The organism is Streptomyces sp. NPDC005195 (assembly GCF_040608315.1).
Lineage (GTDB): Bacteria > Actinomycetota > Actinomycetes > Streptomycetales > Streptomycetaceae > Streptomyces > Streptomyces kaempferi.
In genome coordinates this window covers 55,695-70,023 of the sequence record NZ_JBEXHZ010000028.1, presented here as the reverse complement: position 1 = coordinate 70,023, position 14,329 = coordinate 55,695, and the positions used below count along the sequence as shown (strand labels likewise).

10 protein-coding genes are annotated in these 14,329 nt (G+C 69.7%); 3 read left to right on the top strand and 7 right to left on the bottom strand.

Features of this window, described 5'->3' with window-relative positions; translation table 11 throughout:
* The first annotated feature begins 144 nt into the window (after positions 1-144).
* Entirely contained in the window at positions 145-1,371 is a 1,227-nt protein-coding gene (locus ABZV34_RS25285) for an acetyl-CoA C-acyltransferase (protein ID WP_356280851.1), read from the top strand.
* Entirely contained in the window at positions 1,368-3,503 is a 2,136-nt protein-coding gene (locus tag ABZV34_RS25280) for a 3-hydroxyacyl-CoA dehydrogenase NAD-binding domain-containing protein (RefSeq protein ID WP_356280849.1), read from the top strand. The genes ABZV34_RS25285 and ABZV34_RS25280 overlap by 4 nt, the downstream gene beginning before the upstream one ends.
* Positions 3,504-3,692: 189 nt before the next feature.
* On the opposite strand, the gene ABZV34_RS25275 is transcribed toward ABZV34_RS25280, so the two are convergent.
* Positions 3,693-4,709, bottom strand: a complete 1,017-nt coding sequence (locus ABZV34_RS25275; RefSeq protein ID WP_356280847.1) for a hypothetical protein — start codon at positions 4,707-4,709, stop codon at positions 3,693-3,695.
* 88 nt (positions 4,710-4,797) lie between these two features.
* On the opposite strand from ABZV34_RS25275, the gene ABZV34_RS25270 reads away from it, so the two are divergent.
* Positions 4,798-5,169 (top strand): NTP pyrophosphohydrolase, encoded by a 372-nt coding sequence (locus tag ABZV34_RS25270; protein WP_356280844.1) that lies wholly within the window; start codon positions 4,798-4,800, stop codon positions 5,167-5,169.
* 433 nt (positions 5,170-5,602) lie between these two features.
* On the opposite strand, the gene ABZV34_RS25265 is transcribed toward ABZV34_RS25270, so the two are convergent.
* The 6 genes from ABZV34_RS25265 to ABZV34_RS25240 form a co-directional block, all read right to left on the bottom strand.
* Entirely contained in the window at positions 5,603-7,126 is a 1,524-nt protein-coding gene (locus ABZV34_RS25265; RefSeq protein ID WP_356280841.1) for an amino acid permease, read from the bottom strand.
* A gap of 147 nt (positions 7,127-7,273) precedes the next feature.
* Positions 7,274-9,205 (bottom strand): 1-deoxy-D-xylulose-5-phosphate synthase, encoded by a 1,932-nt coding sequence (gene dxs, locus ABZV34_RS25260; protein WP_356280838.1) that lies wholly within the window; start codon positions 9,203-9,205, stop codon positions 7,274-7,276.
* A gap of 204 nt (positions 9,206-9,409) precedes the next feature.
* Positions 9,410-10,702, bottom strand: coding sequence for a sugar ABC transporter permease (locus tag ABZV34_RS25255; protein WP_356280835.1), 1,293 nt, complete (start codon positions 10,700-10,702; stop codon positions 9,410-9,412).
* Positions 10,699-11,490, bottom strand: coding sequence for an ATP-binding cassette domain-containing protein (locus ABZV34_RS25250; protein WP_356280832.1), 792 nt, complete (start codon positions 11,488-11,490; stop codon positions 10,699-10,701). Before ABZV34_RS25250 ends, ABZV34_RS25255 begins: the two co-directional genes overlap by 4 nt.
* A 181-nt stretch (positions 11,491-11,671) precedes the next feature.
* Positions 11,672-12,769 (bottom strand): substrate-binding domain-containing protein, encoded by a 1,098-nt coding sequence (locus ABZV34_RS25245; RefSeq protein ID WP_356280884.1) that lies wholly within the window; start codon positions 12,767-12,769, stop codon positions 11,672-11,674.
* A gap of 133 nt (positions 12,770-12,902) precedes the next feature.
* Complete coding sequence (locus ABZV34_RS25240; RefSeq protein WP_356280830.1) at positions 12,903-14,102, bottom strand: ROK family transcriptional regulator; 1,200 nt, start codon at positions 14,100-14,102, stop codon at positions 12,903-12,905.
* Positions 14,103-14,329 lie beyond the last annotated feature (227 nt).

Genomic DNA, 14,329 nt, shown 5'->3' with positions numbered 1-14,329 from the left:
CGACCCGTCTCCCGTGTGACGTTCGCCGCTCCCGGCGCCGGGGCTGGGCAGGGTGGTTACTCGCAAGTAGCATGGGGAGGTGAGCGCGCGCTCAGGCGTGTGCGCCGCGCAGCAGTGCCATCCCGCATCTGGAGGAGAGCCATCGTGCCTCGTACCGTCAGGGACGTCGTCTTCGTCGACGGCGTCCGCACCCCGTTCGGCAAGGCGGGCCCGAAGGGCATCTACCACGAGACCCGCGCCGACGACCTCGTCGTGAAGGCCATCCGGGAGCTGCTGCGCCGCAACCCGGGCCTCGACCCGAAGAAGATCGACGAGGTCGCCATCGCCGCGACCACGCAGATCGGTGACCAGGGTCTGACGCTGGGCCGCACGGCCGGCATCCTCGCCGGGCTCCCCCAGTCGGTTCCCGGCTACTCCATCGACCGCATGTGCGCGGGTGCGCTGACCGCCGTCACCAGCACCGCGGGCTCCATCGCCTTCGGCGCGTACGACGCCGTCATCGCCGGTGGTGTCGAGCACATGGGCCGCCACCCGATGGGCGAGGGCGTGGACCCGAACCCGCGGTTCGTCAGCGAGAAGCTGGTCGACGAGTCCGCCCTCTTCATGGGCATGACCGCCGAGAACCTGCACGACCGCTACCCCACGATCACCAAGCGGCGCGCCGACGAGTACGCGGTGCGCTCGCAGGAGAAGGCCGCCAAGGCGTACGCCAACGGCAAGATCCAGCAGGACCTGGTGCCGGTCTCGGTGCGCAACACCAACGCGGAGGTCGGTGAGACGGGCTGGGGCCTGGTCACCGCCGACGAGCCGATGCGCCCGGGGACGACGCTGGAGAACCTGGCGAGCCTCAAGACACCCTTCCGCGTCCACGGCCGGGTCACCGCGGGCAACGCGGCCGGTCTCAACGACGGTGCCACCGCGTCGATCATCGCCTCCGAGGACTTCGCCCGCGAGCACGACCTGCCCGTGCGGATGCGCCTCGTCTCGTACGCCTTCGCGGGTGTCGAGCCGGAGGTCATGGGCTACGGCCCGATCCCCGCGACCGAGAAGGCCCTCGCCAAGGCCGGTCTGTCGATCGAGGACATCAACCTCTTCGAGATCAACGAGGCCTTCGCCGTCCAGGTGCTCGCGTTCCTGGAGCACTACGGCATCGCCGACGACGACGCGCGCGTCAACCAGTACGGCGGCGCCATCGCCTACGGCCACCCGCTCGCCTCGTCCGGCGTCCGTCTGATGACGCAGCTGGCCCGCCAGTTCGAGGAGCAGCCGGAGGTCCGTTACGGCCTCACGACCATGTGCGTCGGCTTCGGCATGGGCGCCACGGTCATCTGGGAGAACCCGCACCACAAGGACGCCGGAGGCGACAAGTGAGCACCACCGAACTCCTCAAGGGCGCGGCCGAGCTGTTCCCCGACGAGGTCGTGACGTCCGCGCACGTGCGCCACCTCGACCTGCCGTTCGGTGCCGGGCGCTTCGCGCTCATCACCCTCGACAACGGCTTCGACCACACCAAGCCGACCACCTTCGGCCCGGCCTCGCTGGCGAACCTCGACGCCGCGATCGACCAGGTCGAGAAGGAGGCCGCGGCCGGCGAGATCGTCGGTGCCGGCGTCACCGGCAAGCCGTTCATCTTCGCGGTCGGCGCCGACCTCAAGGGCGTCGAGCTGCTGAAGAGGCACGAGGACGCGCTCGCCATCGGCAAGGGCGGCCACGAGGTCTTCAAGCGGCTGTCCGCGCTCGCGGTGCCGACCTTCGCGTACTACAACGGCGCGGCGATGGGCGGCGGCGTCGAGGTCGGCCTGCACTGCTCGTACCGCACGGTCTCCGCGTCCCTGCCGGCCTTCTCGCTGCCCGAGGTCTTCCTCGGCCTGGTCCCGGGCTGGGGCGGCTGCACGCTGCTGCCGAACCTGATCGGCGCCGACAAGGCCGTCTCGGTCGTCATCGAGAACTCGCTGAACCAGAACAAGCAGCTCAAGGGCAAGCAGGTCTACGAACTGGGCATCGCGGACGCCCTCTTCGAGGGTGCGGACTTCCTGGAGCAGTCGCTGCTGTGGACGGCGGCCGTCCTCAAGCGCGAGATCGTCGTCGAGCGCCCGGCGATCGACCGCGGCGAGGCCTGGGACCAGGCCGTCGCCCGGGGCCGCTTCATCGCGGACAGCAAGGTGCACGGGGCGGCTCCGGCCGCGTACCGCGCGCTGGAGATCATCGAGGCGGCCAAGGACGGCGACCTCCAGAAGGGGTTCGACGCCGAGGACGTGGCGCTCGCCGACCTGATCATGGGTGGCGAACTGCGCTCCGGCATCTACGCGTTCAACCTGGTGCAGAAGCGCGGCAAGCGCCCGGCCGGCGCCCCGGACAAGTCCCTGGCCCGTCCGGTCACCAAGGTCGGCGTCGTGGGCGCGGGCCTGATGGCCTCGCAGCTCGCCCTGCTCTTCCTGCGCCGCCTCGAAGTACCCGTCGTCCTGACGGACATCGACCAGGAGCGCGTCGACAAGGGCGTGGGCTACGTCCACGCGGAGATCGACAAGCTGCTGTCGAAGTCCCGTATCAACCAGGACAAGGCCAACCGCCTCAAGGCCCTGGTCTCCGGTGTGCTGGACAAGGCCGAGGGCTTCTCCGACGCCGACTTCATCATCGAGGCCGTCTTCGAGGAGATCGGCGTCAAGCAGCAGGTCTTCGCGGAGGTCGAGGCGGTCGCCCCGGCGCACGCGATCCTCGCCACCAACACCTCCTCGCTGTCGGTGACCGAGATGGCGTCGAAGCTGAAGAACCCCGAGCGGGTCGTCGGCTTCCACTTCTTCAACCCCGTCGCGATCCTCCCGCTGCTGGAGATCGTGCGCGGCGAGCAGACGGACGACGCCTCCCTGGCCACGGCGTTCGCCGTGGCCAAGAAGCTGAAGAAGACGGCGGTCCTGGTGAAGGACGCCCCGGCGTTCGTCGTCAACCGCATCCTCACCCGCTTCATGGGCGAGATCCAGAACGTCATCGACGAGGGCACCCCGGTCGCCGTCGCGGAGAAGGCCGTGGAGCCCCTGGGCCTGCCGATGTCCCCGCTGGTCCTTCTCGAGCTGGTCGGTCCCGCGATCGGTCTGCACGTCTCGGAGACCCTCAACCGGGCCTTCCCGGACCGTTTCACGGTCTCCGCGAACCTCGCGGCCGTCGTCAAGGCGGGCAAGCGCGGCTTCTACGTGTACTCCGCCGAGAACGACTTCAAGCCGGAGCTCGACCCCGAGGTCGCCGCACTCCTCCAGCAGGGCGACACCGTCCTCAGCGAGGAGCAGGTCCGTGACCGCGTCCTGGACGCCGTCGCCCAGGAGATCGGGCTCATGCTCGACGAGGGTGTCGTCGCCGAGGCGCAGGACATCGACCTCTGCCTGATCACCGGTGCGGGCTGGCCCTTCCACCTGGGCGGTGTCACTCCGTACCTGGACCGTGAGGGCGTCTCCGAGCGCGTGAACGGGAAGCGGTTCCTGGAGACGGGCGTGGCCTCCGTCCCGGCGTAGGCGCTCCGTTGTTCTGCCGGGTGCCCCGCACGCCTTGCCGGTGTGCGGGGCATCCGGCGTTCGCGTGCCCCGGACGCCGGCACCTCTGTTCCGGGTGGGGATGGCGGGGGCCGGGCGCGCCGTTCCCCGTGCCCCCAAGGGTTCTCGGAGCGGACCGAAAGGTCGTGGGGCCGCGGCGGGTTGTGCGGGTCAGACCGGGCGCCACGCCTCCAGGGCCAGGCCCGGCTCGTCCTTGCGGCGGGTCAGCAGCAGTTCCTCCGCACCCGGCGTGAGGGCGGCCGCGACCACGCGGCCGTCCTCGTCCTGCGTCATCGACACCGTCGCGCCGGCGGGCAGCGGGGGCCCCGACTCGGTCCACCAGGCCCCCGCCGACTCCTGCTCGGTCGGGTACGCGGCGAACGCGATCCGTCCGCTCGCGGAGCACTGCGCGAGCAACGTGCAGTCGAAGCCGTCGAGTTCGCAGCGGATGACGGACACGGGACCGGGTCCGACGGACGGCAGCAGCGGTACCGGCTTGGTACCCGGCCGCCAGGCGCAGACCTCACCCGCCTCGTCGGTGTAGAAGAGCGTGCTGGACGCGGGGGACGTCGCGAGCGCCCGCAGGGTGCCGGGACGTATCGACGCCTCCAGGGCCTCCTCCATGACCGGTCGCGCGCCCGGCTCCTCCTGTCGCCAGTGCAGGATCCCGTCCGGGACCGCCGCGAACAGCTCGACGAGCCCCGACTCCCCCGTCACGGCCGCCAGATCGTCATGTACGGCGCTTCCCGCGAGGTCGCGCCACGGATCCCAGCCGCCCTTCTCCTTCTGGGCGGCCATGCTGACCCCGCCGCCGTTGTTGCGCACGAAGACGAGGGCGCGGCCCCGGGCGTCGACCGCCACGGCCGGGTCGCCGGTCCGGTCGCCCTTCTTGTTGGGGTGTCCGATCGGGGTCCAGTCGAGGGCGGACAGCCCCGGCCGGAAGTGCGTGGAGTGGACGAGCCCCGACTCCCCGGTCACCGTGGGGCGCCAGGAGACGAGGTGGGTGTAGCCGTCGGCACCCTGGCCGACCGCGAGCACGGGGTGCAGGCGCTGGTCGCCGCCGACGGTGCGCGCGGGGTCCCAGGAACCGCCGGGCCCGCGCTCCGCCCGGCAGAGGACGGCGGCGTCCGACAGCAGATACACACTGAGTCTGCCGTCGCGCCCGCGTCTGAGCCATTCGCCGTTCACCGGTTCACTCTAAGCCGGGGCCCTGTGGCCCTCGCCAGGGGCCCGGCAGCCATCCGTGAGCGGCGGCGGCGCGTGCGACCCTGACCCCATGGACGACCCCCTGCTCGTGATCATCGACGGTGCCAATGTCGTCGGCTCCGTGCCCGACGGCTGGTGGCGCGACCGCCGGGGCGCCGCGGAGCGGCTGCGGGACCGGCTCGCCGGGGAGGGGCTGCCGGGCCACGACGGACCCGTGGAGCTCGTCCTCGTGGTCGAGGGCGCGGCCAGGGGTGTGGAGTCGGTCGCGGGCGTACGGGTCGAGGCGGCCCCCGGCAGCGGGGACGACCGGATCGTGGAGCTGGTGACGGAGGCCCGTGACCGCCCGCGCCTGGTCGTCACGGCGGACCGTGAACTACGGCGCAGGGTCACCGCGGCGGGCGCCGGGGTGACGGGGCCGCGGGCGGTACGGGACGGATCTTGAACCGCACGGCCGGGCACGGGACGCGAACAGTACGGGGCGGACGCCGGCCCTCGGCACGGTCCGGCGACCGCCCCGTCCCGAGCTCCTGCCACCGGTACGTGCCGCCGGTGCCGTGACGGCCGGCCCGGATCCCGACGACGCCCTGCCACCCGCAGGTGTCCCCCGCGCCCAGCCGTCTCACCCGCGTGGCCAGATGGCACCCTGACGCCCGTAGGCGGCCCGTACACGGCATGCCCCGCCGTGGGTGTGGCCGGGGCTCTGACGACGCCTCCGCGGGGCATGTGGCCCGTCCTGGGCGCCCGTACGCGTGTACAGCACCGCCCCCTCCACGGGTGCCCGCCTCCTCGTACCCCGCGGGCGGGCCGTCAACTCCGCCCGGAACACCGGCCGGGCGCCCGCGACGGCGCGCAGGCGACTCGCCTCGGCGGGCCGGTCACGCCCCGTCGGATCCCGGCGCCTTCCCCGCCTCGCCCTCCGCGGCCTTCCGCTGCAGCCCGAGACGGCTGTGCGAGCGTCCGTACAGGAAGTAGACGACGCAGCCGACCGCCATCCAGATCAGGAACCGCAGCCAGGTCTCCGTGGGCAGGTTCACCATCAGCCACAGCGAGGCGAGCACCGACAGCGCCGGGACCAGCGGCACCAGCGGGGTGCGGAAGGCGCGGTGCAGGTCGGGGCGGGTGCGGCGGAGGATGACGACGCCGGTCGCGACGACGACGAAGGCGAAGAGCGTGCCGATGTTGACCAGTTCGGCCAGTTCGCTCAGGCTCGTGAAACCCGCGAGGATCGCGATGATCACTCCGAGCAGGATGGTCGGCCGGTGCGGGGTGCGGAACCTCGGGTGGACGTGCGAGAAGAACCGCGGCAGCAGCCCGTCGCGGCTCATCGCGAAGAAGACCCGGGTCTGGCCGAGGAGCAGGATCATGCAGACCGTGGTCAGTCCGACGGCGGCGCCGAAGCTGATCACGCCCGCGTACCAGGGATGCCCGGTCGCCTTGAAGGCGTCGGCGAGCGGCGCGTCGATCGACAGCCGGGTGTACTTCTGCATGCCCGTGACGACGATCGAGACGGCGACGTAGAGCGCGGTGCAGATGAACAGGGAGCCGAGGATGCCGCGCGGCATGTCCCGCTGCGGGTTCTTGGTCTCCTCGGCCGCGGTGGCCACGACGTCGAAGCCGATGAAGGCGAAGAAGACGACGGAGGCGGCGGTGAAGATGCCCATCACACCGAAGCTGGAGGGTGTGTAACCGGACAGCAGCTGGATGAGCGGGGCCTGGAGACTGCTGCCCGCCTTCTGTGCCTGCGCCTTGGGGATGAACGGCTCGTAGTTGTCGCCGACGATGAAGAAGGCGCCCGCGACGATCACGATCAGGACCACGGTGACCTTGATGGCGACGACGACCGTGGTGACCCGGGCGGACAGCTTCACGCCGACGACCAGGATGGCCGTGAGCACCAGCACCAGCGCGGCGGCGAGGATGTCGAACCCGAACCCGGTGGCCCCGTCGCGCCCGCTGAGGTAGCCGGGCAGGTGCCAGCCGGCGTTGTCGAGCAGTGAGCGCACGTACCCGGACCAGCCGACCGCGACCACCGCCGTGCCGAGCGCGAACTCCAGCACCAGGTCCCAGCCGATGATCCACGCGGGCAGTTCGCCGAGCGAGGCGTACGAGAAGGTGTACGCGGACCCCGCCACCGGGACCGTGGACGCGAACTCCGCGTAGCACAGCGCGGCCAGACCGCAGACGATGCCCGCCACGACGAACGCGAGCGAGACCCCGGGCCCCGCGTACTCCTTGGCGACCTTGCCGGTGAGGACGAAGATGCCGGTGCCGATGATGACACCGACACCGAAGACCGTGAGGTCCAGAGCGGACAGCGACTTCCTGAGTGCGTGCTCCGGCTCCTCGGTGTCCAGGATCGATTGTTCGATCTTCTTGGTCCTGAAGAGGTTGCTGCTCACGGGCCTACCTCCACGCTTGACGTCCTCGACATGATCGAGGGGGCGTGTACGGCGCATGCCCCGGCGCGGACGGGTTCACGCGAACGGGCCGGTTCCACCACCCGTACAGGGTGCTGGAACCGGCCCGATGGACCCTCGGCCCGGGTGTCAGTCGCGCGCGGGCTCCACCGAGTCCACGGCGTGCGCGGCGGTGCGCTCGAAGCGCCCGTCGAGCTTGGCGACGAGGCCGGTGACCTGGCGGGCGATGTCCGGGGCGGTCAGACCGATCTCCGTCATGACCTCGGCGCGGGAGGCGTGGTCGAGGAAGCGCGGCGGGATGCCGAAGTCGCGCAGCGGGACGTCGACGCCCGCGTCGCGCAGGGCCTGCGCGATCGACGAGCCGACTCCGCCGACGCGCGAGTTGTCCTCGACGGTGACGACCACCCGGTGCTGCTCGGCGAGCGGCGCCATGGCCTCGTCGACCGGCTTGACCCAGCGGGGGTCGACGACGGTCGTGGTGATGCCCTGCTTGTCGAGGAGGCCGGCGATCTCCAGGCACATCGGCGCGAGCGCGCCGACCGAGACGAGGAGGACGTCCGGGATGTCCGTACCGGCCTCGCGCAGGACGTCCATGCCGCCGATGCGGCCCACGGCGGGCACCGCCGGGCCGACCGCGCCCTTGGAGAAGCGGACCACCGTCGGCGCGTCGTCGACCTCGACGGCCTCGCGCAGCTGGGCGCGGACCTGGTCGGCGTCGCGCGGTGCGGCGAGCCGGAGGCCGGGGACGACCTGGAGGATCGACATGTCCCACATGCCGTTGTGCGAGGCGCCGTCGGTGCCGGTGACGCCCGCGCGGTCCAGGACGAAGGTGACCCCGCACTTGTGCAGGGCCACGTCCATCAGGACCTGGTCGAAGGCGCGGTTGAGGAAGGTCGCGTAGACGGCGAAGACGGGGTGCAGGCCGCCGGTGGCGAGGCCGGCCGCGGAGACGGCGGCGTGCTGCTCGGCGATGCCGACGTCGTACACCCGTTTAGGGAAGGCCTTGGCGAACTTCTCGAGGCCGACCGGCTGGAGCATGGCGGCCGTGATGGCGACGATGTCCTTGCGCTCCTGGCCCAGCTTGACCATCTCCTCGCCGAAGACCGAGGTCCAGTCGGCACCGGAGGAGGCGATCGGCAGACCCGTGTCGGGGTGGATCTTGCCGACGGCGTGGAAACGGTCCGCCTCGTCCTGCAGGGCGGGCTGGTAGCCGCGGCCCTTCTCGGTGAGGCAGTGCACGATGACCGGGCCGCCGAAGCGCTTGGCGCGGGCGAGCGCCGACTCCAGGGCCTCGATGTCGTGGCCGTCGATCGGGCCGACGTACTTCAGGCCGAGGTCCTCGAACATGCCCTGCGGGGCGATGAAGTCCTTGAGGCCCTTCTTGGCGCCGTGCAGGGTCTCGTAGAGCGGCTTGCCGACGACCGGTGTGCGCTCCAGGAGGTCCTTGCCGCGGGCGAGGAAGCGCTCGTAGCCGTCCGTGGTGCGCAGGGTCGCCAGGTGGTTCGCCAGGCCGCCGATCGTGGGGGCGTACGAACGCTCGTTGTCGTTGACGACGATGACCAGCGGGCGGTCCTTGGCGTCCGCGATGTTGTTCAGCGCCTCCCAGGCCATACCGCCGGTGAGCGCGCCGTCACCGATGACGGCGACCACGTGGTCGTTCCTGCCGAGCACCTCGTTGGCCTTCGCCAGGCCGTCGGCCCAGCCGAGGACCGTCGAGGCGTGCGAGTTCTCGATCACGTCGTGCTCGGACTCGCCCTGCGAGGGGTAGCCGGAGAGGCCGCCCTTCATCTTCAGTCTCGAGAAGTCCTGACGGCCGGTGAGCAGCTTGTGGACGTAGGACTGGTGACCGGTGTCCCACAGCACCCTGTCCTTGGGCGACTCGAAGACGCGGTGCAGCGCGATGGTGAGCTCCACGACACCGAGGTTGGGGCCGAGGTGGCCGCCGGTCTTGGAGACCGCGTCGACGAGAAAGGTCCTGATCTCGCCGGCCAGCTGGTCCAGCTGCTCCAGGCTGAGCCGGTCCAGATCGCGCGGTCCCGTGATGCGGGTCAGCAGCGGCACCCGTGCCTCCTTGCAGGTAGAGCTGTTCGAGCTTTGCCGGGCTTGTCGATTCTAATGTTCCGCCTTTTCGCCCGGCGCCCGGCCCCGGGGGTCCATGTCACCCGTTCGGAGTACCCGGGTGGGGACATGACTGTGCCCGGCACCAGTGGTGGTGCCGGGCACAGGTCCGGAAGGGCCGCGACGGCGGGCCCTCCCCGTCAGCCGCTACGCGCGCCCGGCCGACTTCTGGGTCTTGCGGGTCACCGCGTCGATGACGACGGTGGCGAGCAGCACACCACCGGTGATCATGTACTGGACCGGCGAGGCGATGCCCTGCAGGGCCAGGCCGTACTGGATCGAGACGATGACCAGCACACCGAGCAGCGCGTTCCAGGTGCGGCCACGGCCACCGAAGAGGCTGGTGCCACCGATGACGGCCGCCGCGATGGCGTTCATCAGCAGGTCACCGCCGCCCGCGCCCTGGTTGGCGGAGGCGATCTTCGAGGCGATGAACAGACCGCCGATGGCCGCGAAGGTACCGGAGATCGCGAAGACCGAGATCCGGACCATCTCGACGTTGATACCGGCACGCCGGGAGGCCTCGACGCTGCCACCGAGCGCGAAGATCTTCCGGCCGTACGCGGTGCGGCGCAGCACGAAGTCCGTGACCAGCAGCACCGCGATGAAGATCACCACGGCCAGCGGGAGACCCTTGTACTGGTTGTACGTGACCGCCACGGCGAAGGCGACGATCGCCAGCAGCGCGGTGCGCAGAATCGTCTCGCTCAGCGGCTGGGACGGCACGCCCGCGGCCTCACGGCGCTTGTTGCTGAAGAACGACGTCAGGAAGAACACCGCGGTGACGCCGATGGCGAGCACGTAGGCGGCGGCGACATCGGTGAAGTAGTAGCTGGTCAGCTTGGCCACGAGGCCCTCGCTGTCCAGGTTGATGGTGCCGCTGCTGCCGAGGATCTGGAGCATGAAGCCGTTCCAGAACAGCAGACCCGCCAGGGTGACGGCGAAGGCCGGCACACCGATGCGCGCGAAGACGAAGCCGTGGATCGCGCCGGCGACCGTGCCGGTGAGGATGGCGAGCACGAAGGCCAGCCATTCGTTCATGCCGTGCGTGACGTTCAGCACCGCGAAGGCCGCGCCCGCGACGCCGGAGACCGAGCCGACCGACAGGTCGATCTCGCCGAGCAGCAGGACGAAGACGATGCCGACCGCGATCATGCCCGTGCCGACCATGGCGACGGAGATGTCGGACAGGTTGCCCGCGGTGAGGAAGTTGGAGTTCAGGCTCTGGAAGATGATCCAGATGATGATCAGGCCGATGACGACCGGCATGGAGCCGAGGTCGCCGGCCTTCATCTTGCGCTTGAACTCGGTCACGTAACCCGCGAGGCCCTGCTCGCGGACGAGGAGCCGGGGGTCGACCGCGGTGACCGCCGCGGCGGCCGCCTCGGGGTTCTCCACGGCGTGGTCCTCAGGAGTCTCAGAGGTCTTGTCGATGCTCACTTCTGAGCCTCCCCATTGCTGCGCGCCGCACGACGGGTCACGGCGTTCTCCGTGGCGCCCGTGATGGCGGAGATGATCTCTTCCTGCGAGGTCGACTTGACCTCGAAGATGCCGTTGTTGCGCCCGAGGCGCAGGACGGCGACCTTGTCGGCCACGGCCTTGACGTCCGCCATGTTGTGGCTGATGAGGATGACCGCGTGGCCGCGCTCGCGCAGCCGCTCGACCAGGTCGAGGACCTGGGCGGTCTGCTCGACACCGAGGGCCGCGGTGGGCTCGTCGAGGATGACGAGCTTGGGCTCACCGAGCATCGAGCGGGCGATCGCCACGGTCTGGCGCTGACCGCCGGAGAGCGAGGCGATCGGGATGCGGACGCTGGGAATGCGGATGGACAGCGTGTCCAGCAGCTCGCGGGAGCGGCGCTCCATCTCGACCTCGTCCAGGATGCCGCGCTTCTTCACCTCGCGGCCCAGGTAGAGGTTGCCGACGACGTCGATGTTGTCGCAGAGCGCGAGGTCCTGGTAGACGGTCGCGATACCGAGGCCCTGGGCGTCCTGTGGCTTGTTGATGTGGACGGAATTGCCGTCCCACTCGATGACGCCTTCATCGATGGGGTGCACACCGGCGATCGTCTTCACCAGCGTGGACTTTCCGGCACCGTTGTCGCCCACCAGGGCAACCACTTCGCCGGCGTGGACCTCAAGCTCGACATCGGTGAGCGCCTGGACGGCACCGAATCGCTTGGAGACCCCGCGCAACGCCAGAACAGGCGTAGCGGACACGTTAACCATCTCCTTCGCCGCCTGACCCGGCGGGAGGTTGTGCAGAAGTTTGTGGAATGTTCCGTCCGGCGCCCCGCCCTAGCTTTGCGGGGCTGATGGATGCGGGGCGCCGGAGGGGCTTTAGATCACGCAGGTCCGGCAAGGGAATTCGGATCCGAATTCCCTTGCACGGTTGGAGACCTGCGGCGGCTTAGTTGATGCCGAGCGCGTCGCACTTCGCCTTGTAGGCGCCCGTGCAGATGTCGCTGACCGTGTAGACGCCGTCCTTGATGACGGTGTCCTTGATGTTGTCCTTGGTCAGCGAGGTGACCGGGACGAGCACCGAGGGGACAGCCTTCGTGGTGGGGCTGTCGACCTTGTCCTTGGCGACCGTGGAGAGCGACTTGCCCTGGGCGAGCGCGACGGCCATCTCGGCGGCGGCGTCGGCCTCGGGGGCGTACGGCTTGTAGACGCTCATGAACTGCTCACCCGCGAGGATGCGCTGCACACCGGCGAGCTCGGCGTCCTGGCCCGTGACCGGGACGGAGATGCCGGCGGCCTTGAGGGCGGTGATGATACCGCCGGCCATGCCGTCGTTGGCGGAGTAGACGCCGACGATGTTCTTCTTGCCGAGGGCGGTGATGGCGCCCTCCATGTTGGCGTTGGCGTTCTCCGGCTTCCAGTCCTTGGTGTCGTACTCCTTGCCGACGTTCACCTTGCCGTCGAGGACGGAGTGGGCTCCGGCCTTGAACAGGGCGGCGTTCGGGTCGGTGGACGAACCGTTCATCATCACGATCTTGCCGGACTTGGCCTTCGCGCCGAGGGCGTCGAGAAGGGCCTGGCCCTGGGTCTTGCCGACCGTCGTGTTGTCGAACGACGTGTAGGCGTCGATCGGACCTTCCGCGAGGCGGTCGTAGGCCACGACCGGGATGCCGGCGTCCTTGGCCTTCTGGACCGAGCTCTTGATGGCCGCGGCGTCCACAGCGTCGACGATCAGGACGTCCACCTTGTTGGTGACCATCGTGTCGACCTGCTGGTTCTGCGTGCTGGCGTCCTGCTTGGCGTTGGCGTAGACGACCTCGCCCTTGTTGTTCGTGAGCTCCTTGATCTTCTTCTCGATCAGGGGCTTGTCGAACTTCTCGTAACGCGCGGTCTGGTTCTCGGGAAGGAGCAGACCGACCTTGATCGCGTCGCCCTTCTTGGCGGAGCTTGAGCTGTCGCTCTTGTCGCTGGACTCCTTGGCACTGCCACAGGCGGCCAGCGAGACGGCCATCGCACCAGCGGCAACGGCAACGGCGGCACGACGCATACGCGTGTTCACTTCAGAAACCTCCCTGACGAGGCCGCGACGTTGCGGCCGAGGTGGCTGGAAGTCAACTCGGCCACACGTGCGACGTCAAGAAGTAAATACTTAACGAGATGGCAACGGTGCCATGCGTTATCTAAGTGAAGGCAGGAGTAACGGAAGACAGCGATCCGTCCAAAAGGGTCGAATCGCCCATCTCGCTGAGCGCGAGCGCGAGCGCCCCGAGGACCTCGGCGCGGCCGCCAAGTGCCCCTGGAAGCACCGACAGTTGACGTGCGGCACTGGGGATCGCATAGCGTCCCACGGACTCCCTTATGGGCCCCAGGACGAGTTCTCCCGCCTCGGCGAGATCACCGCCGAGCACCACCCTGCTCGGATTGAGCAGATTGCAGAGATTCGCCACACCGCTCCCGATATGACGTCCGACGTCGGCGATCACCCGCCGGCAGCCGGGGTCTCCGTCCCGGGCCAGCCTGACCACGCCCTCCATGGTCAGGTCGGTACCGTGACTGGACTGCAGGAGCGGCAGCACGTACCGGGCCGCGGCGAAGGTCTCCAGGCAGCCCCGGTTGCCGCAGCGGCAGACAGGGCCGGATTCATCGAGGGTGATGTGCCCTATCTCACCCGCCGTGCCGCCCGGCCCGCGGTAGATCTTTCCGCTGATCACCAGGCCGGCGCCGACACCGCTCGCGACCTTGATGTACGCCAGGTCCCTGACCCCGCGGCCACTGCCCCAGACCAGCTCCCCGAGCGCGCCCAGATTGGCGTCGTTGTCCACGTACACGGGCACGCCGAGCCGCCCCCGCAGCTCCTCGGCGGGCCGCGCGCCGGTCCAGCCCGGCAGGATCGAGGTGGACCCCAGGGTCCCCGACTCGACGTCGATCGGACCGGGCACCCCGAGCCCCACACCGGCGATCTTGCTTCGGTCCACCCCGGTCACCGCGATCAGGCGGCTGACCAGCTCCTCCGCCCGGTCGAACCCCTGGGCGGCCGAGGCGTCCACGTCCAGCGGCTCGGACTCCTCGGCCAGCACCTGGTGGGCGAGGTTGCCGATCGCGACGCGTAGATGCGTATGCCCGAAGTCGACTCCGATGACGATGCCGGCGTCACCGCTCAGGGACACACTGCGGGCCCTGCGGCCACCCGCCGAAGTGGGCGTGACCTCGACCGTTCCGCTGTCCTTCAGCTCCCGGACGATATTGGAAACGGTCGCCGCGGACAGGCCCGTCGTCCTCGCGATCTCCGCCTGCGTGAGCGATCCGGCAAGGCGCACCGCTCGCACGACGCGCTCCAGATTGGCTCGGTGCAGCGACGACTGCGACCCCGGAGTCTCCATCGACTCATCCACTCCTGCCCTCAGCCGGACGGCCCCGATGCCGCCCATGTGATCCGGGTCACAGCAGTGGAACCCGGGTCACTTACAAGTTGTGAACTCCAAGCTCCGCTGAACGGGTTACCGCAGTCAAGTCCTTGAGGGAAATCCGGGACGACAAGCCCCGTTCCGTTTCCGTTACCGCCCCGACACACGCCCGCCACCCCCGGAGCGGAGGTGGCGGGTGCGCG